The organism is Microbacterium sp. HM-570 (assembly GCF_054165885.1).
Map to the genome: position 1 here is coordinate 1,219,585 of NZ_CM135111.1, position 25,222 is coordinate 1,244,806.

Annotated in this window: 22 protein-coding genes; 8 read left to right on the plus strand and 14 right to left on the minus strand. The window is 67.1% G+C overall.

The genetic code is table 11. The features are described 5' to 3' along the window. The first annotated feature begins 86 nt into the window (after window positions 1-86). Window positions 87-1,376, plus strand: a complete 1,290-nt coding sequence (locus tag ACT9TC_RS05740) for a DUF222 domain-containing protein (protein WP_458042442.1) — start codon at window positions 87-89, stop codon at window positions 1,374-1,376. 126 nt (window positions 1,377-1,502) lie between these two features. Here the strand turns inward: ACT9TC_RS05740 and ACT9TC_RS05745 are convergent, their stop codons facing one another. The 6 genes from ACT9TC_RS05745 to ACT9TC_RS05770 are packed head-to-tail and all read right to left on the minus strand — an operon-like array spanning window position 1,503 to window position 8,414. Continuing rightward, window positions 1,503-1,946, minus strand: a complete 444-nt coding sequence (locus ACT9TC_RS05745) for a molybdenum cofactor biosynthesis protein MoaE (RefSeq protein WP_458042443.1) — start codon at window positions 1,944-1,946, stop codon at window positions 1,503-1,505. Continuing rightward, window positions 1,943-2,443 (minus strand): MogA/MoaB family molybdenum cofactor biosynthesis protein, encoded by a 501-nt coding sequence (locus ACT9TC_RS05750; RefSeq protein ID WP_458042444.1) that lies wholly within the window; start codon window positions 2,441-2,443, stop codon window positions 1,943-1,945. The genes ACT9TC_RS05745 and ACT9TC_RS05750 overlap by 4 nt, the downstream gene beginning before the upstream one ends. 4 nt (window positions 2,444-2,447) lie before the next feature. After that, entirely contained in the window at window positions 2,448-4,040 is a 1,593-nt protein-coding gene (locus ACT9TC_RS05755; RefSeq protein WP_458042445.1) for an SDR family oxidoreductase, read from the minus strand. Beyond that, window positions 4,037-6,484: an FdhF/YdeP family oxidoreductase gene (locus ACT9TC_RS05760; RefSeq protein WP_458042446.1), complete on the minus strand. Its 2,448-nt coding sequence runs from the start codon at window positions 6,482-6,484 to the stop codon at window positions 4,037-4,039. The genes ACT9TC_RS05755 and ACT9TC_RS05760 overlap by 4 nt, the downstream gene beginning before the upstream one ends. A gap of 4 nt (window positions 6,485-6,488) precedes the next feature. Next, window positions 6,489-7,172, minus strand: coding sequence for a phosphatase PAP2 family protein (locus tag ACT9TC_RS05765; RefSeq protein ID WP_458042447.1), 684 nt, complete (start codon window positions 7,170-7,172; stop codon window positions 6,489-6,491). Between the two features lie 12 nt (window positions 7,173-7,184). Then, window positions 7,185-8,414 (minus strand): multidrug effflux MFS transporter, encoded by a 1,230-nt coding sequence (locus ACT9TC_RS05770; RefSeq protein ID WP_458042874.1) that lies wholly within the window; start codon window positions 8,412-8,414, stop codon window positions 7,185-7,187. A gap of 258 nt (window positions 8,415-8,672) precedes the next feature. On the opposite strand from ACT9TC_RS05770, the gene ACT9TC_RS05775 reads away from it, so the two are divergent. Together ACT9TC_RS05775 and ACT9TC_RS05780 are read left to right on the plus strand one after the other, a co-directional pair. Then, a complete protein-coding gene (locus ACT9TC_RS05775; RefSeq protein ID WP_458042448.1) occupies window positions 8,673-9,368 on the plus strand; it encodes a DUF3105 domain-containing protein in 696 nt (231 codons plus the stop codon). A 3-nt stretch (window positions 9,369-9,371) separates the two neighbouring features. Then, on the plus strand, window positions 9,372-10,034 hold the full coding sequence (locus tag ACT9TC_RS05780; protein ID WP_458042449.1) for a DUF305 domain-containing protein: 663 nt from the start codon (window positions 9,372-9,374) through the stop codon (window positions 10,032-10,034). Here ACT9TC_RS05780 and ACT9TC_RS05785 read toward each other — a convergent pair. From ACT9TC_RS05785 to ACT9TC_RS05800, 4 genes are all read right to left on the minus strand, one after another. Next, the gene (locus tag ACT9TC_RS05785) at window positions 9,997-12,513 is read right to left on the minus strand and encodes an HAD-IC family P-type ATPase (RefSeq protein WP_458042450.1); all 2,517 of its coding nucleotides are present in this window, start codon (window positions 12,511-12,513) and stop codon (window positions 9,997-9,999) included. The two genes, ACT9TC_RS05780 and ACT9TC_RS05785, sit on opposite strands and share 38 nt — an antisense overlap. A 90-nt stretch (window positions 12,514-12,603) precedes the next feature. Then, window positions 12,604-13,575, minus strand: coding sequence for a carbohydrate ABC transporter permease (locus tag ACT9TC_RS05790; protein ID WP_458042451.1), 972 nt, complete (start codon window positions 13,573-13,575; stop codon window positions 12,604-12,606). After that, the gene (locus ACT9TC_RS05795; RefSeq protein ID WP_458042452.1) at window positions 13,575-14,708 is read right to left on the minus strand and encodes a carbohydrate ABC transporter permease; all 1,134 of its coding nucleotides are present in this window, start codon (window positions 14,706-14,708) and stop codon (window positions 13,575-13,577) included. Before ACT9TC_RS05795 ends, ACT9TC_RS05790 begins: the two co-directional genes overlap by 1 nt. Window positions 14,709-14,823: 115 nt before the next feature. Then, window positions 14,824-16,152: an ABC transporter substrate-binding protein gene (locus ACT9TC_RS05800; RefSeq protein WP_458042453.1), complete on the minus strand. Its 1,329-nt coding sequence runs from the start codon at window positions 16,150-16,152 to the stop codon at window positions 14,824-14,826. Between the two features lie 277 nt (window positions 16,153-16,429). Here ACT9TC_RS05800 and ACT9TC_RS05805 point away from each other — a divergent pair, with 277 nt between their 5' ends. Beyond that, window positions 16,430-17,431, plus strand: coding sequence for a LacI family DNA-binding transcriptional regulator (locus ACT9TC_RS05805; RefSeq protein ID WP_458042454.1), 1,002 nt, complete (start codon window positions 16,430-16,432; stop codon window positions 17,429-17,431). Window positions 17,432-17,522: 91 nt separating this feature from the next. Here the strand turns inward: ACT9TC_RS05805 and rplL are convergent, their stop codons facing one another. The 3 genes from rplL to ACT9TC_RS05820 all read right to left on the minus strand — a co-directional run bounded on the left by rplL (window position 17,523) and on the right by ACT9TC_RS05820 (window position 19,834). Beyond that, the gene (rplL, locus tag ACT9TC_RS05810; protein ID WP_458042455.1) at window positions 17,523-17,912 is read right to left on the minus strand and encodes a 50S ribosomal protein L7/L12; all 390 of its coding nucleotides are present in this window, start codon (window positions 17,910-17,912) and stop codon (window positions 17,523-17,525) included. 51 nt (window positions 17,913-17,963) lie between these two features. After that, a complete protein-coding gene (rplJ, locus tag ACT9TC_RS05815) occupies window positions 17,964-18,479 on the minus strand; it encodes a 50S ribosomal protein L10 (protein ID WP_458042456.1) in 516 nt (171 codons plus the stop codon). Between the two features lie 329 nt (window positions 18,480-18,808). Beyond that, window positions 18,809-19,834 (minus strand): hypothetical protein, encoded by a 1,026-nt coding sequence (locus tag ACT9TC_RS05820; protein ID WP_458042457.1) that lies wholly within the window; start codon window positions 19,832-19,834, stop codon window positions 18,809-18,811. 251 nt (window positions 19,835-20,085) lie between these two features. Between ACT9TC_RS05820 and ACT9TC_RS05825 the strand changes: the two genes are divergently transcribed. From ACT9TC_RS05825 to ACT9TC_RS05840, 4 genes are all read left to right on the plus strand, one after another. Next, on the plus strand, window positions 20,086-20,769 hold the full coding sequence (locus ACT9TC_RS05825; RefSeq protein ID WP_458042458.1) for a YqaJ viral recombinase family protein: 684 nt from the start codon (window positions 20,086-20,088) through the stop codon (window positions 20,767-20,769). 196 nt (window positions 20,770-20,965) lie between these two features. After that, a complete protein-coding gene (locus ACT9TC_RS05830) occupies window positions 20,966-22,585 on the plus strand; it encodes an MDR family MFS transporter (RefSeq protein ID WP_458042459.1) in 1,620 nt (539 codons plus the stop codon). Further along, window positions 22,582-23,061, plus strand: a complete 480-nt coding sequence (locus tag ACT9TC_RS05835; RefSeq protein WP_458042460.1) for a MarR family winged helix-turn-helix transcriptional regulator — start codon at window positions 22,582-22,584, stop codon at window positions 23,059-23,061. Before ACT9TC_RS05830 ends, ACT9TC_RS05835 begins: the two co-directional genes overlap by 4 nt. Before the next feature lie 176 nt (window positions 23,062-23,237). Next, complete coding sequence (locus tag ACT9TC_RS05840; RefSeq protein WP_458042461.1) at window positions 23,238-24,257, plus strand: NADP-dependent oxidoreductase; 1,020 nt, start codon at window positions 23,238-23,240, stop codon at window positions 24,255-24,257. 11 nt (window positions 24,258-24,268) lie between these two features. Here ACT9TC_RS05840 and ACT9TC_RS05845 read toward each other — a convergent pair whose 3' ends face one another. Next, window positions 24,269-25,156 (minus strand): LysR family transcriptional regulator ArgP, encoded by an 888-nt coding sequence (locus tag ACT9TC_RS05845; protein WP_458042462.1) that lies wholly within the window; start codon window positions 25,154-25,156, stop codon window positions 24,269-24,271. Window positions 25,157-25,222: the final 66 nt, after the last annotated feature.

Here is a 25,222-nt window from a genome sequence, read left to right on the forward strand (position 1 = left end):
ACTCTCATCTTTTCGGTTCGGATTCTGGCGTGATGTGGGGGCTTTTCGGGGTTCGGGTGTCGGTGGTGATCCGTAGAGTTTAGAACATGCATTCGAATAACAGTCGCGTCGCTGACATCTGCGACGTCGATACCGAAGCGCGTGACCTCGCGATCCGGTTCGCGGACGCGTCGCGGGCGGTCGCTCGTGCGCAAGCTGCGCAGGCGCGGGTGCTGGCGGATGCGGCCGATCTCGGGATGCGTCGCGTCGCCGAGTTGGGGTCGACGTCCTCGCGTGAGGCGGAACTGCCCGTGCGTTCGCTCGCGGCGGAGTTGGCGGTCGCGGCGTGCATGTCCGATCGCACCGTGCAGGGCCGGATGAACGACGCCGCCGTGTTAGCCGAAGCGTTCCCCGCAACGTTTGACGCGTGGGATGAGGGCCGGGTCAGCGCGCGGCATGTCGCGGTGATCATGGAGCACGGGATGCCGCTCACCGACGCGGACGCGCGTGCCGTGTTCGAGCACGAAGCTGTGGAGCGGGCTGAGGGGACGACACCCGGACGGCTCGGGTCCGCGCTCGCCCGACTGGCAGAGACGCTGCAGCCCCGAACGCTGACGGAACGCCACCAGGAAGCCCGTGCTTCGCGGGGTGTCGGTGTGCGGGACATCGGGGATGGGATGGCAGAGTTCAGCACCATCCAACCCGCGGTACTCGCCCACGGGATGCACGACCGCATCACGCAGCAGGCCAAGGCGATCAAGAACGCCGACCCGTCTGATGCCCGCACGATCGATCAGATCCGTGCCGACCTCGTCGCGGACATGCTCCTCACCACCACACCCGACGCCCAGACCGGCGCGGGAATGTCGGACGGGTTCGGTGGACTCGGGTCGATCCAAGCGATCGTGAACGTCACCATCCCCGCCCTCGCGTTGGCCGGCGTCACGGACGAGCCCGCCGAACTGGTCGGACGGTGCCCGATCGACCCCGCCACGGCCCGGCAACTCGCGGGACACGCGACCGGGTGGGACCGGGTCCTCGCCGACCCCATCACCGGGTGTGTGCTCGCCGTCGACCGGTATACGCCGTCCGCCGACATGAAACGGTTCCTCCGCACCCGCGATCAACACTGCCGATTCCCCGGATGCCGACAACCCGCCCACCGGTGCGACCGAGACCACAGTCTCGACTATGCGTTGGGCGGCGACACCGACGTCTGCAACCTCGCGTGTCTCTGCAAACGACACCACACGTTGAAGGGCGAAACCGCGTGGACCGTCCGACAACTCGGCGGCGGAATCCTGGAATGGACCTCACCCGGTGGTCACATCTACATCGACAAACCCCCACCCGCGCTGGTCCTCTTCACGCCGAATACGGATCCACCACCGTTCTGAGACACCCCGGTCACTGAGCCACACGGTCACTGAGCCTGTCGAAGTGACCCGCTGGACCCTGCCCGCGGGGCACTGAGCTTGGGGCACTGAGCTGGGCGAGTTACCAGCCCCCGCCCGATCAGCCGCTCAGCCGCCGAGGCCCTTCCACGCCGTGGTGCCGTCGGTCTCGACCTGACGCTTCCAGACCGGCAGCTCGGACTTGATGGTCTCGATCACCGTGCGACTGACCTCGTAGGCCTCCGCGCGGTGAGGTGACGCGACGGCGATCACCACGGCGGCATCGCCCACACCGAGCCTCCCGATGCGGTGACTCACGGCGACGATTGCCTCGGACGAACCGATCGCCTCGGACGCGATCCGATGCAGGGTCGTCTCGGCGTCGGGATGCGCCGTGTACTCCAGCGCGACGACGGCACCCGAGGCATCCGGATCGTGATCGCGAACGCGACCGACGAATGTCGTGACCGCGCCGGCCGACGCGTCGTCGACCGCTCGCAGATGCACGTCGAGATCGAGGGCCTCGGTGCTGATCCGGGCGAGGCGAACGGCATGCCGAGTCGTGTCCGTCATGTGTGGTCCCCTCCTGCGAGCTGGTCGATGACATGGCGAGCGACCGACAGGATGATCGGGATCCCTGAGCCCACAGCCGCGGTCGAGCCGGGCAGGTTCACCACGAGCGCCCCGCCGCCGGGCGCATCCACCACACCCGCGAGCCCGCGCGAGAGCATGCCACCCGGCTTCTCGGACGCGCCGATCCGACGAAGTTCCTCCGCAATCCCCGGAATCTCGCGGGTGAGGACGCGAGCGGTTCCCTCCGGTGTCACATCGCGGGGGCTGACACCCGTGCCGCCGGTGGTGACGATCAGCCGAGCGCCCTCGGCGAACGCCGCCCGCAACGCGGCCTCGACGCTGTCAGCGCCATCCGGCACGACCACGGGGTCGCCGCAGTCGAAGCCTCCGTCGCGCAGCCCGGCGACCGCCAAGGGACCACTGCGATCTTCGCGCAGTCCCGCAGCCGAACGATCCGAGACCGTGATCACGACGGCACGGTGCGAAGTAACGGTCACGCTTTCAGCCTATTCGCCCCCGCTGGGCGGCCCGCTCGTTGGCCGCGGTGCCGCGCGTCGACTGCTCGGCGGCCGCGACGATCCGCGCAGCCATCCCCGCGAAGATGAACCCGTGAAACGGCAGCACCGCGAACCAATACAACCGGCCCGAAAGCCCGCGGGGGAAGAACACGGCGCGCTGCTCGTAGCGTGAACCGGATGCCTCCGGCACGGCCTTCATCTCCAGCCACGCAAGGCCCGGCACCTTCATCTCGGCACGCAGGCGCAGAACGGATGGCTCGTCCGCACCGCCGCGCTCGAGGTCCTCTACGCGCCAGAAATCCAGAGCATCACCGACGGCGAGGCGGTCGGGGTTGCGGCGTCCGCGGCGAAGCCCCACTCCCCCCACGAAGCGGTCCATCCAACCGCGCACGGCCCACGCGAGCGGCCACGAGTACCATCCGCGGCTGCCACCGATTCCCTCGATGACCCGCCAGAGCGACTCTGCCGAAGCCGACGTCTTCACGACCCGGGCGTCGGTGAATACGGTACGGCCCGACCAGTCCGGGTCGGCGGGTAGCGGGTCACTCGGCGCATTGTGCACGGCCGCGTCCTGCCAGCTCGTCTCGATGACGCCCTCGCGGACGCGACCGAGTGCCAGCGCAACCGACCGGCGATACGGGGTGAGCCCACCTTCGGGCTGCGGAATCAGGTCGTCGACATCGCGGTTGGCCATGACGCAGTCGTTCTGCAGCGACTCCACGAGGGGCCGCGCCAGAGCCGCGGGGATGGGCGTGACGACTCCGACCCAGTGCGAGGCCAGACGGGGCGTGAGCACGGGCAGCGGGGCGATGGGACGCTGCGGTAGGCCGGCTTCGACGGCGTACCCGTTCATCATCTGCCCGTACCGCAGCACGTCGGGTCCGCCGATGTCGACGGGGCGTGACACCTCGGGGTCGACCCGAGCGGCGCCCAGTAGATAGTGCAGGACATCCCGCACGGCGATGGGCTGGATGTGGTTCCGCACCCATTTCGGGGCCGGCATGTACGGCAGCACCTCGGTCAGGTGACGCACCATCTCGAACGACGCCGAGCCCGAGCCGATGACGACCCCCGCCTGAAGCACGAGTGTCGGCACGCCGCTGTCGAGCAGAGCCTCACCAACCTCGACACGCGAGCGAAGGTGGCGCGAAAGCTCCACACCATCCGGGTGGAGACCGCCGAGATAAACGATGCGTCGAACGCCAGCGTCGGCGGATGCCTCGGCAACAGCGCGAGCGGCAGCCAGGTCGACATCGGCGAAGTCCTTGCCCGCGGCCATCGAGTGCACCAGGTAGTAGAGCACGTCGACGTCCCGAACCGCTTCGACGACTGCCGCGGGATCGGCCGCGTCCCCGACCACGACCTCGACGTCCGCGCCCCACTCGTACGCGGCGACGCGCGAGGCCTGTCGGGCGAGCACCCGCACGCGGTAGCCCGCCGAGATCAGCCGCGGGACGAGACGCGCACCGATGTATCCCGTCGAACCGATGACGAGCGCGCGGGGCGCCTCACCGTCGGGGCGCGGCTGCGCCTGCAATGCTTCTTCGCGCCCTGTGGGGGCAGCGAGTTCGCTCACGCAACGTCCCTATGCTCAAGGCGGATGATGACGGATTTGGATGTCGGTGTGCCCGAGACATCCGCCGTCGAATCCAGGGGCACCAGAACGTTCGTCTCTGGATAGTACGCCGCGGCATTGGCACGCGGGGTGCTGTACGCGACAATCCGGAACTCTTCCGCCCGGCGCTCTTCGATGGTTCCGTCCGCGCGACGCCACTCCGACACCAGGTCGACGATCTCGTCCTCGGCGAAGCCGAGCTGCGCGATGTCTTCCGCGTTGACCATCACGACGCGGCGTCCGCCGTGGATGCCGCGATACCGGTCGTCCTTGCCGTAGATCGTGGTGTTGTACTGGTCGTGCGAGCGGAGGGTCTGCAGCAGCAGCCGCCCCTCGGGGATGACCGGGTACTCGAGGTCGTTGACCGTGAACATTGCCTTGCCGGTCTCGGTCGCAAACGACAGCTCGTCGCGCGGGCCGTTCGGCAGATAGAACGTGCGGCCCTTGGCGATGCGACGGTCGTACTCTTCGAAGCCGGGGATGACGTGCTCGATGTGCAGGCGGATCTGCGAGTAGTCGCGCTCCAGCGCCTCCCAGTCCGCGCGGGGGTAGTTCGCGGGCCTTCCGGCCTCGGGCGGATCGGATTTCGGTTCGCGCTCCTCCTGCGGGGAGCGCTCCGGGTAACCCCGGTCGTGATCCCCGTTGTGAACAGCGGGCCGACCGAACGGACGCGCGGACGGATCCGGCGGGAACAGCAGCCCCGACAGGCGTGTCAGGATCGCGACCTCGCTCAGCAAGTCGTCGGCCGGCGGAACGAGTCGTCCGCGCGAGCCGTGCACGGCGCCCATCGAGTCCTCGACCGTGACGCGCTGCTCGACGCCGCCGCGGATGTCGCGGTCGGTGCGTCCGAGCGTCGGAAGAATGATCGCCCGGCGCCCCGTCACGAGATGCGAACGGTTGAGCTTGGTAGAGACCTGCACCGTCAGGTCGGTGCGGCGCAGCCCCGCCTCGGTAACGGCCGTGTCGGGTGTTGCGCTGACGAAGTTGCCGCCCATACCCATGAACACGCGCACCTTGCCGTCGCGCATGGCCCGGATCGCCTCGACCGTGTCGTAGCCGTGCTCGCGCGGTGCGCTGAATCCGAACTCGGCATCGAGTGCATCGAGGAACGCCGTCGACGGCTTCTCGTAGATGCCCATCGTGCGGTCGCCCTGCACGTTCGAGTGTCCGCGCACCGGGCAGACACCCGCTCCGGGGCGCCCGATGTTGCCCTGCAGCAGCAGCACGTTGACGACATCCCGCAGCGTCGCGACCGAGTGCTTGTGCTGGGTCAGGCCCATCGCCCAGCAGACGATCGTGGCATTAGACTGGCGCACGCTCTCGCCGACCTCGCGAAGCTCCTCCTCCGACACACCCGTCGCGACAACGAGTTCGCTCCACGGCACCTGCCGGATGAAAGCGTCGAACTCGGCGAACCCGCTCGTGTGCGCCGCAATGAAGGCGCGGTCGATCACGCCCGCGGCCTCATCGGACGCGTCGTCCGCCTCGAGTAGGTGCTTCGCGATCGCCTGGAACAGCGCCTGATCGCCGCCCAGCCGAATCTGCACGAACTGGTCGGCGAGCTTGGTGCCCCCGAGAACCATGCCCTTGGGCGTCTGGGGATTCTCGAAGCGCATGAGACCGGCCTCGGGCAGCGGGTTCACGGCGATGATCTTCGCGCCGCGCTCTTTCGCCTTTTCGAGCGCGCTCAACATGCGCGGATGGTTCGTGCCCGGGTTCTGCCCCGCCACGATCAGCAGGTCCGCCTCGTGCATGTCGGTGATCGAGACCGTGCCCTTGCCGATGCCGAGGGTCTGGGTCAGCGCCGACCCGCTGGACTCGTGGCACATGTTGGAGCAGTCGGGGAGGTTGTTCGTTCCGAGCCCGCGGACGAGCAACTGGTAGAGGAATGCCGCCTCGTTCGAGGTTCGACCCGAAGTGTAGAAGACGGCCTGGTCGGGGTCGTCGAGCCCTGCGAGATCCTCGGCGATCGTCCGTAGTGCGTCATCCCACGAAATCGGCCGGTAGTGCGTGGCCCCCTCGTCGAGGATCATCGGATGCGTCAACCGCCCCTGCTGCCCGAGCCACCAGTCGTCGTGGCCATACAACTCGGCGATCGAGTGCTGGGCGAAGAATTCCGGCCCGATGCGGCGGATCGTCGCTTCTTCGGCGACGGCCTTCGCGCCGTTCTCGCAGAACTCCGCGATGTGCCGCTTATCCTCTTCCGGCCACGCGCATCCGGGGCAGTCGAAACCGTCCTTCTGGTTGACCTTCAGCAGAGTCTGCGCTGTGCGCGCGACACCCATTTGGTCGACCGAGATCTGGAGGGCGTGCAGCACGGCGGGAATGCCGACCGCGACCTTTTTGGGCCGGGTGACATGCACGCGGGATTCGTCGATATCTGATGCGGGGGGCTTCTTCGCCATTCCTTCATCGTACGCCGCGAGGGGCGGAATACCTATGGCGATAGGGAACGAGAGGAATCAGGCGGCCGAACACCACGGCAAGCACGAGCGCGGCTCCCGCGCCAGCCAGTGCCCCACCCAGCGTGTCGCTCAGCCAGTGGGCGCCCAGGTATGTGCGTGTGAAAGCCATCAAGAAGACCCACGCAACTCCCGCGAGGATGACCCACAGACGCGGGAAGATCACCGCAAGCGCCACCGCAATCGTCGCCGCGTTCGCGACATGCCCCGAAGGGAACGATCCGAAGTCCGAGAACACGATGATCTCTTCGGGACGCGCACGCCCGAAGAGGCGTTTCAGGACCTGCACGACGAGCGCCGACGCCGCCGACGCCGCAAGGAAGTATGCGGCCGCCCACCATCGCCTCCGGAGCGCGAACAAGCCAGCAACGACGAGCGGGACGACCAGGATGCCGAACCACCCACCGCCCAGCCAGTTCATCGCAAAAGAGACCCAGAGCAAAAACGGGGTGCGCCCCTCGGCCAGCCAATTCGCCCACATGGCGTCGACCGTGAACGGGGCGTTGCCTCGCCCGACCGCGATCCACGCGCCGAGTCCAGCCGCCAGGGCGAGCAGCACGACACCCGTGATGAGCAGGGCTGTCGTGGTGCGTCGCGACGGTGTGCTTGGCGACGGGGCGGTTGGCGGCATCCGTCGATTCTGTCAGGGAGTGAGCGCTTGCACCGAGCGCGGGCGCACAACCAGCCACAGACCGAGCACGCCGATCACCGAGCATCCGACCATCACGACGGCCATCGTCGTCGCGGTGATTCCCGTGCCTCCAGAGATCCAGCCAACGAGCGGCGACACGAATCCCGCCACTCCGAAGTTCACCGCGCCGAGGATGGATGCTGCGGTTCCGGCCGCCTTGCCATGCCGGTCGAGTGCAAGCACCTGAACGCACGGGAAGGTGAAGCCGCACGCCGTCATGAAGACGAAGAGGGGAACGAGGATGCCCCAGAGGCCCAAACCGATCTGATCGGCGACGATGATCGCGACACCGGCGACGACGAGCGCCGACGTAGACCAGGCAAGCACCCACTGCGGCCCGTAGCGGGCGGCGAGGCGCGAGGCGATCTGCACCCCGGCCACGAGTCCCAGAGAGTTGGCGGCGAAGAGGAGCCCGTACTGCTGCGCGTCGAAGCCGAAAGACTGCTGAAAGAGGAAGGACGACGCGGAAAGGTACGAGAAAAGTCCGCTGAAGGTCATGCCACCGATGATCAGCACGCCGAGGAACACGCGGTCGGCGAGAACGCTCCGGTAGCGCTGCCCCACCGTCGTCGAGCCGAGTTCGCTCCGCCGTGCGCGCGGGAGCGTCTCGGGCACCAGCGCGATCGCTGCGACGAGCATGACCGCGCCGTAGATCGCGAGGACGACGAAGAGACCGCGCCACGACATCACCAGCAGGAGCGCTGAACCGATCAGAGGCGCAATGACGGGCGCCGCACCGCTCACAAGCGCGAGGCGCGAGAGCATGACCACCAGACGACGTCCGCCGAACAGATCGCGGACGATCGCCATCGCGACGACCCCACCCGCGGCGGCTCCGGCACCCATCACGACACGCGAGGCGCCGAGCAGCATGAGCGTCGGGGCGATCGCGGCGGCCGCGCTCGCAAGCACGTGCAGCGCCGTGACACCGATCAGGGGCAGCCGTCGACCTACCTTGTCGCTGAGCGGACCCACGAGGAGTTGACCGATTCCGAAGCCGATCATCGTGCCGGTCAGGGTGAGTTGAATCGCGGCGGCGGTCGTGTCGAAGTCGCCCTCGAGCACCGGAAAGGCGGGGAGATAGAGGTCGATCGTGAACGGGCCCAGGGCCGTCAACGCTCCCAATAGGATGACGTAGACGACGCGCCGACCGGTCGAAATGCGATCGCCGGGATGCAGCATGATCGGCGCTGTCGCGGGGTTCGGCCCGAGGGTGCGGATGGCGCCGGTGGCGGAGTGATCGGGCACGAAGAAACCTCGGAAGAGACGGAGCGGTCGCGGAAACCGAAGAACGACGTCGCGGCATCGAATCGATTCGGTACCCCCATCCTACAACCGCAGCGCGGATGCCCAGCCCGCTCACGGATGCGGGCGAATACACTTGCAGCACACCCGCGCGCGAGCGCGACTCCCGACACACCCCGAGCCGAGAGCCCCCGCATGTCACCCAAGAGCACGAGCGGAAACCCCGCGAACAAGGCCCAGGCCGACCTCACGATCAAACAGCAGCGCGAGCAGCGACGGCAGGAGAAGCTCGCCGAATACCAGCGGCAGGTCGCCAAGCGCCGCCGCCGCGGACTCATGTGGTGGATCGTGGGTGGGGTTGCCACCCTGACGATCGCGGGTGTGGTCGTTGCATCCCTCGTCTTCGCCCCCGAGCCGCCGCCGACGTATGACGCGGGGGGCAGCGGGGCCGAGATCGAGGGTGTCGAAACGTTCACGAACGAGACCACCCACGTCGAGGGAGTCGTCGACTATGCCCAGTCCCCGCCGGCCGGAGGGCCGCACAACCAGGTCTGGTTGAACTGCGGCACCTACACCGAGCCCCAGCAGAACGAGAACGCGGTGCACTCCCTCGAGCACGGCGCCATCTGGGTCACGTATGACGCGGCCCGGGTTCAGGGCGACGAGCTCGACACGCTCAAGAGCTTCCTGCCTTCGAGCTACGTCATCCTCTCGCCCCACGAGGGCCTCGACAGCCCGATCGTCCTCAGCGCCTGGAACACCCAGCTGAAGCTCGACTCGGCCGACGACGAGCGCATCCCCGAGTTCTTCGAGGAGTTCTGGCGCAGCCAGAACGCCCCCGAGTCGAACGCAACCTGCTCGGGCGCGATCGACGGCCCCGGGAAGCAGTAGCGGATGACGGAGGAGCGGACGGGTCCCCCGCGCTGGCTGCTCTTCACCCTGGCGGCCATCGCGGTTGCCGCGCTCGCGTTCGCCATCGGACGCTTCTCGACCTTCGGCGTAGCGGCCGAGTCATCCGCTCCGACGACCGACTCGGCAGAGGCCGGATTCGCCCGCGACATGCAGGTGCACCACGCTCAGGCCGTCGACATAGCGATGACGCTGTACCGCGAAACGGAAGACGACGACCTTCGTGCCCTCGCGTACGACATCGCCACGGCGCAGTCCGCCCAGGCGGGCGAGATGTACTCGTGGCTCGTCTCGTGGGGACTGCCGCAGCGCGGCGGGACGCTGATGGCCTGGATGGCCGGGAGCCCGGGCAACATGGACCACGGTTCATCCGCCGCGCCGGCGACCGAAGCGGAACTGCGGCGCGACATGGGCATGGCGACCGAGGAAGAACTCGACGCGTTCGAGGCCGCTACGGGCGTCGACGCCGACTGTCAGTTTCTGACGCTCATGACGCGGCATCACGAGGGTGCCATCGACATGGTCGACGCGGTCCTGCGCCTCGGATCCGAGCAGCGGGTGCTTCAGGTCGCGCAGTCGATGAAAGAGGTGCAGCAGTTCGAGCTCGACGCTATGGCCTCTGCGGCGCTGCGGCTGGGATGCTCGTGAGCTGTCGGCGGATGTAGGTCTGCTGCACGGCACGGATGATGCCGATCAGCACGATGCCGACGGCACAGAGCCCGGCGATCAGCATCACGGCATCCTCGCGCGGCCAGACGAGCTGGAAGAACTCGATCGCGATCGGCACGTTGAGGATGATGGCGAGTCCGCCGACCATCGCGACGAGGATGGCGGCCTTGATCCAGCTGAGCGGCAGGGAGATCAGCGCCAGCACCCAGATACCCAGCACGGCGACGATGATGGTCGACCCCGTACGCAGCTCTTCGATGGGGACACTCCACAGATGTCCGGCGATGCGTGAGAACACGGTGAGCGCGAGGCCGACGACGAGCCCCGCGGGGATGGCGAAGCTCAGCGAACGCCTGAGGAAGCCGGGAATGTAGCGCTGCGTGTTCGGCAGCAACGCCAGGAAGAAGGCCGGAATGCCGATGGTGAGCCCGTCGGTGATCGAGAGCTGCCGGGGCAGGAACGGGATCTCCATGATCATGATGCCGAAGAGAATGGCGATCGTGGTGGCATAGGCGGTCTTCGTCAGGAACACCATCGAGACGCGTTCCATGTTCGCGATCACGCGCCGCCCCTCGGCGACCACGGTCGGCAGGTGCGAGAACTTCCCGTCGAGCAGCACGAGCCGCGCGACGGCCTTCGTCGCCGCGGACCCCGAGTTCATCGCGATGCCGATATCGGCCTGTTTGATCGCGAGCGCATCGTTCACGCCGTCGCCGGTCATCGCCACGACATGACCCCGGGACTGCAGGGCCACGACGATGCCCTTCTTCTGCTCGGGAGAGACCCGGCCGAACACCGTGTGCTCGCTCAGCACATCCGCGAGCGCGTCGTTGTCCTCCGGCAACTCACGGGCGTCGAACCCGTGGGGCACGTCCAACCCCAGGTCGCGCGCGATCGCGGCGACCGTCTGCGGGCTGTCGCCGGAGATGATCTTCACGTCCACGGCCTGCTCGGCGAAGTACTGCAGGGTCTGCGCCGCGTCCTCGCGCACGTGTTCCTGCAGGGTGAGGGCAGCGATCGGTTCGAGGTGCGCCGGTAAGCACTCCGTCTTCACCTGCGCATCGTCGAGCGGCACGGGGCAGTAGGCGAGCAGGATCGTCCGGCACCCGGTCGAGGCGAGTTCGTTCGTCGCATCGGCGAGGGATGCCTCGTCGTTCTCCGCGCTTGGTCCGCTCCACGGCACCGCACGTGTCGCTGCGTCGGGGAACACCAGGCTTGGGGCACCCAGCACCCATGTGCCTCGAGCATGCGTTCCCGCGAACGAAACCGCACTCCACTTGCGCTGGGACGAGAACGGGATCTCGTGCTCCGCGACCAAGGCGGCACCCTCGGGAAAACCTGCGGCGAGGCTACGGGCGGTCGCGTTCGCGTCGGGTGCCCGCCCGAACCAGCCGAGCGCGTCTCGCCAGCCCGTCGCGCAATCATCGAACGGGTACACCGCCTCGAAGGCGATGTCGCCGTAGGTCAGCGTGCCGGTCTTATCCAGGCAGATGATGTCGACGCGGGCGAGGCCCTCGACCGCGGGGAGTTCTTGTACGAGCACCTTCTCCGCCGTGAGCCGTGCGGCCCCGACCGCGAACGCGATGCTTGTCAGCAGCACGAGCCCGAGCGGGATCATCGCGGTGATGACGGCGATCGAATCCACCGCCGCCTGGCGCCACGAGCCATCGGCGAACGCCTCTTCCCACCCGCCCTGAACCTGCACCTGGGCATTGGTGACGAGCAGCGCGATCGGCCCGATACCCCACGCAATCCACGCGAGCACCCTGTTGACGCCGCGCCGCAGCTCGGACTGAACGAGCGAGAACCGCTTGGCCTCCCCCGCGAACCTGTTCGCGTACGAGTCCGCGCCCACCTGCGTCGCGCGGGCATCGGCGCGCCCCGAGACCACGATCGAGGCGCTCAGAAGCTGTCCACCCGGGTGCTTGTCGATCGGGTCCGACTCACCGGTCAGCATCGATTCGTCGACCTGCAGTCCCTGCTCGCTCAGCACCTCGGCATCGGCGGGAACCTGATCACCCGCACGCAGCACCAGGATGTCGTCCTGCACGACATCGGCCGGGGCAATCTCGGCCTCCACGCCGTCCCGTCGCACCCGCGCGCGCGGTGCGTTCAGCAGCGCGAGACGGTCGAGCGCGACCTTCGCACGGATCTCTTGGTAACAACCGATCAGAGCGTTGAAGATCGCCGCGAGCCCGAAGAGCGCATCTTGCCACCGCCCGAGCGCGAGCAGTGCGGCGAAACAGGCAAAGACGATCGCGTTGAACAGTGTGAACACGTTCGCGCGGATGATGCTCCACCACGTCCGACTCGTGTCGGCGTCGAACGCGTTCGTGCGTCCGGAGGCGACGCGCTCCGCGACATCTGGGGCGCTCAGGCCCGCTGATGTCAGTCCTGCGGTCGTCGACCCTGCGCTATCGACGGCAGAAGCGGTGGTCGGCGCATCCGGGGCATCCATGGCACTCACCATATCGGCGGCATCGAGGGGTGCCCCGGTAAAACGACGGGACGAGCGGCCCCCCGTTGCGCCGCCCGTCCCGTCCGCACGTCAGCCCTTCGTCGACCCCGCCAACAGGCCGCGCACGAAGAACCTCTGCAGCGCGAGGAACACGATCAGCGGCACGATGATCGCGATGAACGCACCCGCCGTGAGCAGGTACCAGTCCTGACCGCGGTTACCGGTGAGCTCGGCCAGCAGCTTCGTGATCGGCGCGACATTGCCGTCCGCGAAGATCAACGACACCAGCAGGTCGTTCCACACCCACAGGAACTGGAAGATGCCGATCGACGCCAGCGCGGGCACCGTCAGCGGCAGCACGATCCGGAAGTAGATCTGCCCATGACCGGCGCCGTCGACGCGAGCCGCCTCAATGACGTCGCCCGGGATCTCCGCGGTGAAGTTGTGCAGCAGGTAGATCGCCAGCGGCAGGGCGAAGATCGTGTGCGCGATCCAGACCTGCGAATACCCCGATGCTCCGATCGCCTGGATCACCGGAACTCCGAAGATCGACCCCTGCGAGAACAGCTGGAGCATCGGAATCAGCGCCATCTGGATCGGCACGATCTGCAGCGCGAAGACGAACAAGAACAGGATGTTCTTGCCCTTGAAGTTCATCCACGCGAACGCGTACGCGGCGAGCGAGGCGATCACGATCGGGATGACGGTGGCGGGGAGCGTGATGGCGAACGAGTTCACGAACGCGCCCGCCATGTTCAGCTGGCTGTTGCCCGACTGCAGAGCAGTGCCGTAGTTGTCGAGCGTGAAGCCCCAGTTCTCGAAGATCGTCCACCAACCGGTGGTCTGGATGAGCTCCCGCGGTCGGAACGACGTGATGAACAGCCCGAAGGTCGGGATCGTCCAGAGGATCGCGATGACGAGCGCGGCCGCGGTCGCCCAGCGTGAGGTCAGGCGCTTCTTCGTGCGACTGAGCGCCTGCTTCTCTGCCTTCTTCTCGCCCCGCCGCAGTTCCTTCTTCGCATCTTCGTCGAGCGGGAGCTCGACCGGCATAACCGCACTCATCAGCGCACCTCCCTCTGCTTGGAAAGCTGTCTTGCGTTATAGATGATGATCGGCATCACCAGGACGAACAGAACCACGGCGAACGCGGCCGACCGGCCGGCCTCGAAGCTCCGGAACTGCGTGTACATCTCGTTCGCGATGACGGACGTGCCGTTTGCCCCGGCCGTCATCGTGCGGACGATGTCGAAGACCTTCAGCGAGGCGATCGAGATCGTCGTCAGGACGACGATCAGCGAGGGTCGGATGGCGGGCACGATGACGTTGATGAAGCTCTGCCACCCGTTGGTTCCATCCAACTGAGCGGCCTCGAGCTGCTCGGCCGGAACACCCTTGATGGCGGCGGAGAGCACGACCATCGCGAAACCGGTCTGAACCCAGATCAGCACGACGATGAGGAACAGGGTGTTCCATGGCTCGGCCGCGAGGAAGTTGATCGGCTGCCCTCCGAACCAGACGATGATCTGGTTGAGGAATCCGATCTGGTTCTGATCGTCGGGGCGTGCGGTGTACATGAAGCGCCAGATGATCGACGCGCCCACGAACGAGATGGCCATCGGCAGGAAGACGAGGATCTTGTAGTACTTCTCACCGCGTGTCTTGTCGATGAAGTACGCGTAGGCGAGCCCCGCGACCGTGGAGACGATCGGGGCTACCAGCACCCAGACGATCGTGTTGAGGACGGTGCGGATGCCGTTGTCGGTCGAGAAGATCCACGCGAAGTTGTCGAGACCGACGAAAGCCGTGCCGCGCGAGTTCATGAACGCCTGGATGATCGTCTGGATCGAGGGGATCACGAGTCCGACGATGAGCAGGATGAGCGCCGGGCTGAGGAACCCGACGAGCTGGAAGAGGTAGCCGGCTCCCGACTTGGCCCGTAGATCCAACCAGAAGAAGAGCAGCCCGACGACGCCGGCGGCGATGATCGCCCATGTGTAGGACTGCAGGAACCACAGCACCACGAGCGGTATGAGGACGCATGCAGCGAGGCGAATGATCGTGTACTTGCGGCCCTTACGCGGGGCTATTTCGATGAAGAAGAGCAGAACCCCGATCACGGCCAGAAACGCGCCGATGATGATGGGGATCTCAAGCCATGGCGAGAGGGTGCTCAACCATTCCAGGAATGCGGTCACGGGAATCCTTTCGAGTGCTTCGTTGAACTCGGGGCGGGGCGCGGACGCTCAGCCTGCCCTCAGAGTACGGAGGTGGGGCCGCCCCTGAATAGGGGCGGCCCCGGATTCCTTCCGGTCAGCTGGACGGCCAGCCGGCTTCGATTTGTTCGAGCACGGTCTGCGTCGGCGTTCCGCCGACCCAGTCACGCATTCCCGCGAAGAACGTTCCCACGCCGACGGCTCCCGGCATGAGGTCAGACGCGTCGAAACGGAACGTGGTCTCGGGGTCCTGCAGCAGCTCGATAGCAGCGACCAGGATCTCGCTCGACGCGTTCTCCGGGTCGAGCCCGTTGTTCGCCGAGATAACGCCACCGAGTGCGACGCGGCTGTTGGCCCATTCGGGGCTGGACAGGTACGCCTGAACCTTCTGCACGGCCTCGCGGTCGCTGAAGGCGCCGACGATCTCGCCACCACCGGTCACGACCGAACCCTCGGCACCCTCCTCGAAGGGAGGAGTCAGGAACGCCCAGATGTCGCCGTCTTCGGCAACCGTCCCGCCGGCGTCCACAATGAACCCGTCGTAGAACGAAGCCTGGTGGTGCAGCACGCAGTCACCCGCGACGAGCGCCGTAGCCGGGTCACCGAAGGGCGTCGTGCCGATCGACTGAACGTCGCCGTAGCCCGCGTTGACGTACTCCGGGTTGAGGATGATCTTGCCGACCTCGTCGAACGCCGACACGATCTGCGGGTCGGTGAAGGGGATCTCGTTCGTGACCCACTGGTCGTAGACCTCGGTGCCCGACTGACGGAGCACGACATCCTCGATCCAGTCGGTGCCCGGCCATCCGGTCGCCGCGTCCGAACCGAAGCCGACGCACCAGGGCGGGGCGCCCGTCGTCGACTGGATCTCAGCCGTCAGGTCCAGGAGTCCCTGCCACGTGGTCGGGACCTCCCAGCCGTTCTCGGCGAAGGTCGAGGGCGAGTACCAGACCCAGCCCTTCACGCTGGCCATGAGGGGCGCTCCGTAAAGGGTGCCGTCCACGGTGCCGTACGCGGCCCAGTCCTCGGACCAGTACTCCGCGACGTTCTCCTGAACGCTCTCGGGTGCGGGCATGAGATATCCACGATCCGCCATGTCTGCCAGGAGCCCTGGCTGCGGGAAGATGGCGAGATCGGGCGGGTTGCCACCCTGCGCGCGCACCGCGATCTGGGCCTCGAATTCCTGAGAGGCTTCGTACTCGATGTCGATGCCGTTCTCTTCTTCCCAGTCCGCCCACGATTCGTTGAGCAGGTCGGCCTCGGTGTTGCTGATGGTGCCGTAGATCGTGACGACGTTGTCGTCGTCGCCGCCGCCACCACCACCGTTCGATTCCCCGGGTCCGCCCGTGCAGCCGGCGAGCGTGAGGCCGCCGATCGCGAGCATGGATCCCAGGACGAGGATCCTGCCCCGTCGCATTGTCTTCATCTGGTCCTCCTCATCGAGTGCGCGTGTAGTCGCGCCGAAGAATCGTCCGGTCCGCGAGGACCTTGGAACCGATTCCATCACCACCGTAGATGACTCCCGACCCGCCCACAATCGACACAAAGTCACGACTCGATAACCCTCAAGAACTGAGCAATTTGCCGCGTGATATGGTCGGCGGGAGGGTCTCAATCTCTGCGCTTGCTTCTGCATGCCATATGGAACCGATTCCTTCACCAGGGCTATCCGCGCCTCCGCGGGCTACATCAGAGGAGATGCGATGAGCGGAATCGCCGATGTGGCGAGTCGGGCTGGCGTATCGAAGGCCACGGCGAGCCGGGCGCTCACCGGCCATGGTTATGTCGCACCCGAGACCCGCGAGCGGGTTCAGCAGGCAGCGCGGGAATTGGGGTATGTCGCGTCGAGCAGCGCCGCCAGTCTGGTCACGGGCCGGACCCACACGATCGCCCTCGTCGTGCCCCGCGTCGGGCGCTGGTACTTCGGCGAGATAATCGAGGGCATCGAGCGCTCGCTCATGCAGCTGGGCTACGACCTCACGTTGTACATCGCCGAGCCCGACTCGCGCGACCGGGATCGCCTGTACCGGCACTTCCTGGCCCGCAAGAGATTCGATGGGGTGATCGCCGTTGCGCTCGAGCCCGACGATTCCGATCTCGAGAACTTGGTCGGCTTTGCCAAACCGACCGTCTGCATCGGCAACGAGTTGCCGGGGATCGTCACTCTCGGCATCGACAATGTCACCATCGGCCGCATGATCACGCAGCACCTGCTCGCCCTCGGCCACACGAGAATCGCCTTTATCGGCGCGACGCCGGAGGGCGACCCACCTGCCCGTGATGTCGATGACCGAGAAGAGGGCTACCTCCAGGCCATGCATACCGCGGGCCTTCCTCCGACGGTGCACCCCGCCGCCCTCACCATCACCGAGGGCTATTCAGCGGCGACGCCCGTGCTCGCTGACACCGACGCGCGCCCGACGGCGGTCGTGGGCGCGTGCGACGAGATCGCGATCGGTACGATCATCGCCGCGCAGCGTCTGGGTATCGCCGTCCCGTCGCAACTGAGCGCAATCGGGGTCGATGGTCACGACTACGCGGAGATGTTCGCCCTCACCACGGTCGAGCAGGACCCGTGCCGCCAGGGCGAAGACGCGGTCGCGATGCTCATGTCGATGATGGACGGCGCCCAGCCCCCCGGGCGAACAACGGCACCAGCCCGCATGGTGATGCGCGCGTCGACGGCAGCTCCGTCAAGCGCCTGACGTCACGGGAATGCAGAAGGCCCCGGATGCGGACGGGGCCTTCTGCGTGGAGTCGACCTCGGGGCGCTGAACGCCCGTCGATCGTTCCGAATTACTTGAGGGTGACGGTCGCGCCGGCCTCTTCGAGCGAAGCCTTGGCCTTCTCGGCGGCTTCCTTGGTCGCGCCCTCGAGCACGGCCTTGGGGGCACCGTCGACGACAGCCTTCGCCTCGCCGAGACCCAGGCTGGTCAGCTCGCGAACGACCTTGATGACCTGGATCTTCTTCTCGCCAGCGGCCTCGAGGACGACGTCGAAGGAATCCTTCTCCTCGACCTCTTCGGCAGCAGCACCGGCGCCACCGGCGGCGGGGCCAGCGATGGCGACGGGGGCGGCGGCGGTGACCTCGAAGGTCTCCTCGAACTTCTTGACGAAGTCGCTGAGCTCGATGAGGGTGAGCTCCTTGAACGCCTCGAGCAGCTCCTCAGTGGTGAGCTTTGCCATGATGTTTCTCCTTGTGTTGGTTTTACGTGCTTGCCGCGCTTGATCCGAGGATCAGGCTGCGGATTCCTGCTTCTCACGCAGCGCGTCGACCGTGCGAACGGCCTTCGACAGCGGTGCGTTGAACAGATAGGCGGCTCCGAACAGCGAGGCCTTCATCGCGCCGGCGAGCTTCGCCAGCAGGACTTCACGGCTCTCGAGGTTGGCGAGCTTGCCGACCTCTTCAGCGGTCAGGGGGTTACCGTCGAAGTAACCGCCCTTGACGACCAGAAGAGGGTGTGCCTTGGCGAAGTCGCGCAGACCCTTTGCGACGGCGACGGGGTCGCCGTGCACGAACGCGATGGCGGACGGGCCCTGAAGCTCGTCATCCAGCGAAGAGATTCCGGCCTTGTTGGCCGCAATCTTGGTCAGCGTGTTCTTCACCACGGCGTAGCTGGCGTGCTCACGGATGTTGTTGCGAAGCTCCTTGAGCTCAGCAACCGTGAGCCCGCGGTATTCGGTCAGCAGTACGGCAGTCGAGCCCTCGAAGTTCTTCGTGAGTTCGGCAACCGATGCGTCCTTCTGCGCCATGGCCACTCCTTGTGTGTACGAGGCGTCCCACGATGGCGGGACACCGGCCACAGAAACCGGTTCCGCACATGAAAAAAGCTCCGGCGCAAGCGCACGGAGCTGGACGACCCTCACGGGCTATGTCGTTCGTGTCACCTGCGCGGGCCCCTGCATGTGCAGAGCTTCGATTGTCATGCGCTTTCGCGCACACCAATGACCAGCGGTCTGTGGTTACTCCCACCCTAAGCCATCCGCTCCCCCACCCCCAAATCCCCCACCCCCCGCCCCACCGCACGCCCGCGCCCTGACCACCTCACCGCGAGTGTGCCGGTTGGCGTCGAGCGCACCCGCTAGTGCCCGTAAATGAGGGGGCGGCTCGGCAACAACAGGCGCTTTCGCGAGTCGGGGAGCGCGATACCGAAGCTCAGGAGTCGCGCAGCCAGTGCCGCAGGGGACTTCGCGTGCTCACTTCCGCCGCGCAGGACACGCTTGCCGGTCGTCCCGCGCACCCAGTCTTCGCGCTGTTTCTCCGCGAGCAACACTTGCTCGAGGGTCCGCCCCGACCGCATCGCCTCGTCCGTGTACTTGGTCTCACCGTCGCACTCGTAGAAGGCGTCGGCCTCTTCGAGTTCGACGTCCATCCAGAACGAGCCACCAGTCGGCGCCGCAACCGGCACCTGCAGACGAGGTTGATTGAATCCCAGCCGCCGTAATTGGAGCTTGGTCACCGACTCGAGCGGCAATTGCGATCGCCCATCGACGAGCGGCATGAGCAGACGGGCATGACGGATGCCTCGGGCGCCTGCGTTCGTGTCCAGTCGCACGCCTATGGCCGCCAACCACTCGTCGGCGGCCCGCTCGTCGTAGTCCCGCGGATCGCCGCCGATGCGTGCGAGTGCGGCGTCGGCGGACGCGAGTGCAACTTCGGCGCTCACCAGCCGCGCCAGGTCGTAGATTGTCCGTTCCAGAGAGGTGCACAAGATGCCTGCAACATCCACGACATCGGAGTCATCGATGGTCGCTCGATGCCGAATGGTCGGGTCCGCCGTACGTCGCGCGACATCCGGGTGCACCGTGTGAACCCGTTCGACGATGACGCGATGCAGCGCTAGCCCGTGGAGCGCAGCAGCCGAGGTGAGCGCGAAGACCGGGCGGACCCGCGCCCCATCGTTCACCGCGACAACATGGGCCAGGTGTCGCGACTCGGGCCAGAGATCCTGCCATTCCGCCCCCGATATGTACGCCCCACGACGCAGACGTTGGAGACGCCCCTCGGACACGTCCCGCCCGATTCGGCGGTCAGACCAGCCATCGAGCACCAGATGGTCTCGCCCCCATATGAGGCGACGAAGGGTGAGTATGTCGAGATTTCGCATCGCCACATCGTGATACCCGCGTCACCTCTCCGAGTTCGCGCACCCTTGACCCGTGCCCTCACTCTCTCTCGCGCGCCCTGGGGAGGAGAGGATGGACGCAGCGAAAGCGCCGCGTAGCCACCAGTGCGCCGGTCTTTCGCGAGCAACAACGGGCGCGCTCGTCGCGATCCGGCGCACTCGGCGATCCGCGGGGGTCGGGGCTGCCGCGTGCCGGGGACGGGCGCGGGTGGGCGCGGGGTTAGGGTCGATTCGTGCTCCCCGAACTCGCCGCTCGCATCGTCGCGGACTCGCGCGACCGGGTCGCCTGGATTCGTGCACGCTCGCGCGGCATCACCGCGACCGACGTCGCGAGCCTCACCAGCGAGAACGCGATAGCCAAGGCCGCGAACGCCAAGCTCGTCGGCAGCAGCTTCAGCGGCAATGCCTACACCGACCACGGACGCCGCCGCGAGCCCGAGATTGCGGCGTGGGTCGCTGCAACCCACGGCATCCTTCCGTCGTCGGCCCTGTTCCACGCGGTCGCCGAGAAGCGCCATCTCGCGACCCCGGACGGCGTGGCCACGACGCCGAGCGGATCGATCACGCTGGCCGAGATCAAGACCACCAACAAGGCGTGGCGCAGCATCCCCCGCTCCTACATGCGGCAGGTGTGGTGGCAGCAGCACGTTCTCGGAGCCGAGCGCACCCTCGTGGCGTGGGAGCAGCACGACGGCTTCGTGCCCATCGGCGACGAGCCCCGCTGCGCATGGGTCGACCGCGACGACCGCGAGATCGCTCGCCTCGTTCGCCTGGCTGATGCGCTGATCGACGAATTACACCGCCGCACCACGCGGCCCGCGACGCCTGCCCCGGCACGCACGCTCGAGTTCGTCGAAGAGCGGATGCCTCGCGTCGACCCGCGGCAGCCGTTCCGCGCGCTCGCCCTCGCAGACTGACCCACTCCTTCCTCGGTTCCCGGTCGCAGAACCGGTGCACTGGCGCGCGCGAACGTTTTAGTTGACTTTTCTCAACAAAGACATATAGTTGACTTTTCTCAACTTTCGCGCCGCGACTCGTGGTGCACGCTCCGCCAGAAAGGGCCCGATGGCCACCTCAACTCCCGCGTCCACGGACGCAACAACGCCCCCACCGATGTCGCGACGAAAGGTCCTCGAGGCGCTCTCCGGACTGCTGCTCGGCATGTTCGTGTCGATACTCGCGGCCACCGTCGTCTCGACGTCGCTACCCGTCATCGTTCACGACCTGCAGGGCGACCAGACGGTCTTCACCTGGGTCGTCACCGCCACACTCCTCACCACCGCGATCTCGACACCGATCTGGGGCAAGCTCGCCGATCTGTTCGATCGCAAGCTGCTGATCCAGTTGGCGCTCGCGCTGTTCGTGCTCGCGACCGCCGCGGCGGGCTTCTCGCAGGACTCGGGCACCCTCATCGCGTTCCGCGCCGTGCAGGGTCTCGGCGCCGGCGGCCTCGCCGCCCTCAGCCAGGTGCTCATGGCCGACATCATCAGCCCGCGCGAGCGTGGCCGCTACATGGGACTCTTCGGCGCCGTGATGGCCCTCGCCACGGTCGGAGGCCCGCTGCTCGGCGGGTTCATCACGGACGGAATCGGATGGCGGTGGAACTTCTTCGTCGCGATCCCCTTCGCGATCGCCGCCTTCGTGATCCTGCAGCGCACCCTGCACGTTCCGCGCGCCCGGCGCGACAAGGTCAGCATCGACTACGTCGGCATCGTGCTGCTGTCGACCGCGGTCTCTCTCCTGCTCATCTGGATCACGAACGCCGGCATGAACTACGACTGGTGGAGTGTCGAGACGGCGTTCATGGTCGGCGGGGTCGTGCTGGCCACCGTTCTGTTCATCGTGGTCGAGCTGCGCTCGCGTGAGCCGCTGATTCCGCTCTCGCTGTTCCGCAACCGCACCTTCACGCTCTCGGTCATCGCGTCGATCGCAACGGGTCTGGCGATGTTCGGGGCCGCGGTGTTCCTCGGACAGTACATGCAGATGTCACGCGGCGCCACGCCGGCCGAGGCGGGCATCCTGACCATCCCCATGATGGGTGGCCTGCTCGTCACCTCGATTCTGATCGGTCAGCTGATCAGTCGCTTCGGCCGTTGGAAGTCGTACATGATCGGCGGCGCCGTCGCGCTCATCGCGGGCTCTGTGCTGCTGTCGACGCTGCACTACGACACCTCGTACCCGCTCGTCGCGCTCTACATGTTCTTGCTCGGCGCCGGTGTCGGCGCGACCATGCAGAACCTCGTGCTCGTCGTGCAGAACACGGCCAAGCCCGAAGAGATGGGGGCGGCGAGCTCCGGTGTCGCGTTCTTCCGCAGCCTCGGCGGCACCATCGGCGTGTCCGTCATGGGTGCGGCGCTCGCCACGAGCGTGACCGACGGATTCGTGAGGTACCGGGATGCGATCGGCGCCGCCCTCGCCCCGCTCGGTGAGCAGGGGCTCGCCGTCGCCGCGCAGTTGACGTCCGGCACGCTGCCCGCGGTGAGCACGCTCCCGGACGGCGTGCGGGTGATCGTCGAGGACATCTACGCACAGGGCATCGCGCATTCGTTCCTGTTCGCCGTGCCGCTGGCGGTCGTCAGCCTGATCGCGATCATCTTCCTGCCGAACCGTCCGCTGACACGCATGACGACGACCGAACGCCTGGCCGCGGGCGAGGCCGATCTGGCGACCTTCACGACGAGCGAGGGCATGGAGTCGATCCCTGCGACGGGGAAGGGTACCGTCGAGCGATGACCGATCAGCCGCAGGCCGCCTCGAACCCGGATTGGCAGGAGGCGGTGCGGGAGCTCGAATCGGAGTTCGGTGAGCTTTCGGTGCGGATGCGTCAGGTCATGGCCGCCCGCGCCGACAGGCTGAGCCCGGGCATGCTGCCGGGCGCGTACAAGGTCTTCACGACGATCGTGAAGCACGGGCCGATCAGTCCGTCAGCACTCGCCGAGACACTCGTCGCCGACAAGGGTCAGGTGAGCCGGACGGTGCGCGAGCTCGAGCAGGCCGGTCTGGTCGAGCGAACCGCGGACCCGGCCGATGGCCGATCGACGCGACTGACGGCGACGCCGGAAGGTGTGGAGCGGCTCGCAGCCGCACGGAGCGCCGACCCGCACGCCCTGCACGATGTGCTCGCGAATTGGGATGTCTCAGACATCCGGACCCTCACACGCCTGCTGCGCGCGGCGTCGACCGGCGAAACCCCGTCCGGCTCCGTGTAACCGAAGGCCGCATGGCGTAGCGGCACGTTAGCACCTGCGTAACACCGTCGAGACAATCCCCGGCTTTACTGGGACGAGTCCGATCCTCGGGGCAATAGCGCCCCCGAGCCAGGTGTGCATCATGCCGCATGTGCATGCCTGCCGGTTTGCAGGATCGCGCAGAATGGAGCACCGCCATGGCAATTCGCCCCCCACGACCCGCGGGAGCGCCCGCCGAGGCGCCGAGCGTCCCCGACACGATGCGCGCCGTTGTGTTCGACGAGCCGGGAGACGCCGACTCATTGCGTCTCGCCGAGGTCGCCACCCCGGCTCCTGTCATGAGCGAACTGCTCGTGCGGGTCGTCGCCGCCGGCGTCAATCCGATCGATGCCAAGACACGATCGGGTCGCGGCGTCTCGTCGGCGATTGCGTCGTACCCCGCGGTGCCCGGTTTCGACTTCAGCGGGATCGTCGTCCGTGCGCCATTCGAGACGCATCCCCTTCAGCCGGGTACGCCGGTGTACGGCATGGCGGCGTTCCCGCGCACACCCGGGAGCTATGCGGAATATGCGGTCGTGTCCTCGCTCTCGGTCGCCAAGATGCCGACGGGCCTCTCGCACGTCGAGGCGGCGGGCGTGCCGCTCGCCGCGCTTACCGCCTGGGGACTCATCGTCGAGACCGCGCACGCGCACGAAGGTCAGCGGATCCTGATCCACGCCGGCAGCGGCGGCGTCGGACACTTCGCCGTACAGTTCGCGTCGTACTTCGGTGCACACGTCACGGCGACGGCGTCGGGACGGAACGCCGCGTGGCTGCGTGAACTCGGAGCATCCGTCGTCATCGATCACACGACGACGAAGTTCGAGGATGTCGTCGCCGACGTCGATGTGGTGATCGACCTGGTCGGCAATACGCTCGATGCCACGGGCAGCCGCTCGCTCGGGGTACTGCGGCGAGGCGGACTGATCGTGAACGTGCCGACCGGGAGCTGGCCGACGTTCGAAGAGGATGCCTCGGCAGCGGACGTCCGCGCGTCCACCTACAAGGTGATCCCGGACGGCGGGGCACTCGCGACGATCGCTCGCCTGCTCGCCTCGGGATCAGTGCAGGTCTACATCGACCGCGTATTCGACCTGGGGGACGCCGCCGAGGCGCATCGCGAGATCGAGGACGGCCACACGCGCGGCAAGATCGTGCTGCGCGTCAGCGACGACTAGTCAGGCCGCCCTCACGCTGGGCTGAGCGCCCGCCGCGCCTCGTCGACGACGATGCGGGCAACACGGTCGAGCAGGGGTGATCGCAGGTCCCACTGCTGCCAGTAGAGCGGCACGTCGACCGGATCGCCCTCGAGCACCACGATCTCGCCCGCGGCGATCGGCCCGTCCGCTTGCAGCGGCGGAAGCATCCCCCATCCGAGCCCCGAGCGCACCGCTGCCGCGAAGTCGTGCGACGCGGGAACGTAGGTCCGTGGCGGCGCCTCGACGGATGCTCCGTGCGAACGGAGCCACCGCGATTGCAGATCGTCTCGACGGTCGTATTCGATGACGGGCGCGACCGCGAGCGCCTCGGCGTTCACCCCGCCCGCGAACCAGCGTCGGGCGAGCGCGGGCGTCGCGCACGCCCGGTACGACATGACCCCGAGCGGGGTCACCGTGCAGCCCGCGACGGCCGCGCTCTGCGAGGTGACAGCGGCCGACACGCTTCCGTCCGCGAGCAGGCGGGCCGTATAGTCCTGGTCATCGCGATGTATTTCGATCGCCGCCTCTCCGTCTGCCACGATCCGCGCCAGGGCGGGCAGGAACCAGGTGGCGAGTGAGTCGGCGTTCACCGCCAACGCCAGTCGCGCGGGCCCCTCCTCGTCGAGCCCCAGGGAGCGCAGGGTGTCGTGCTCGAGAAGGGCGAGCTGGCGGGCTAGGCGAACGACGGTCTCGCCCGCCTCGGTCGCGCGCAGCGGCTTCGAGCGGATGAGCAACGTCCGCCCGATTCGCTCCTCGAGCGCCCGGATTCGCTGACTGACTGCCGACGGCGTGATGTGCAGTGTGCGCGCCGCGGCGTCGAGCGTGCCCGCGTCGACGGCGGCCGCGACGGTCGCAACGAGATCGAGCCGGAGCTTCATGAAGCCATGCTAATGGCGCGGTAGAAACATGAGCTGGCCTTAATTATGTGGAGACCGTAGCTTCGT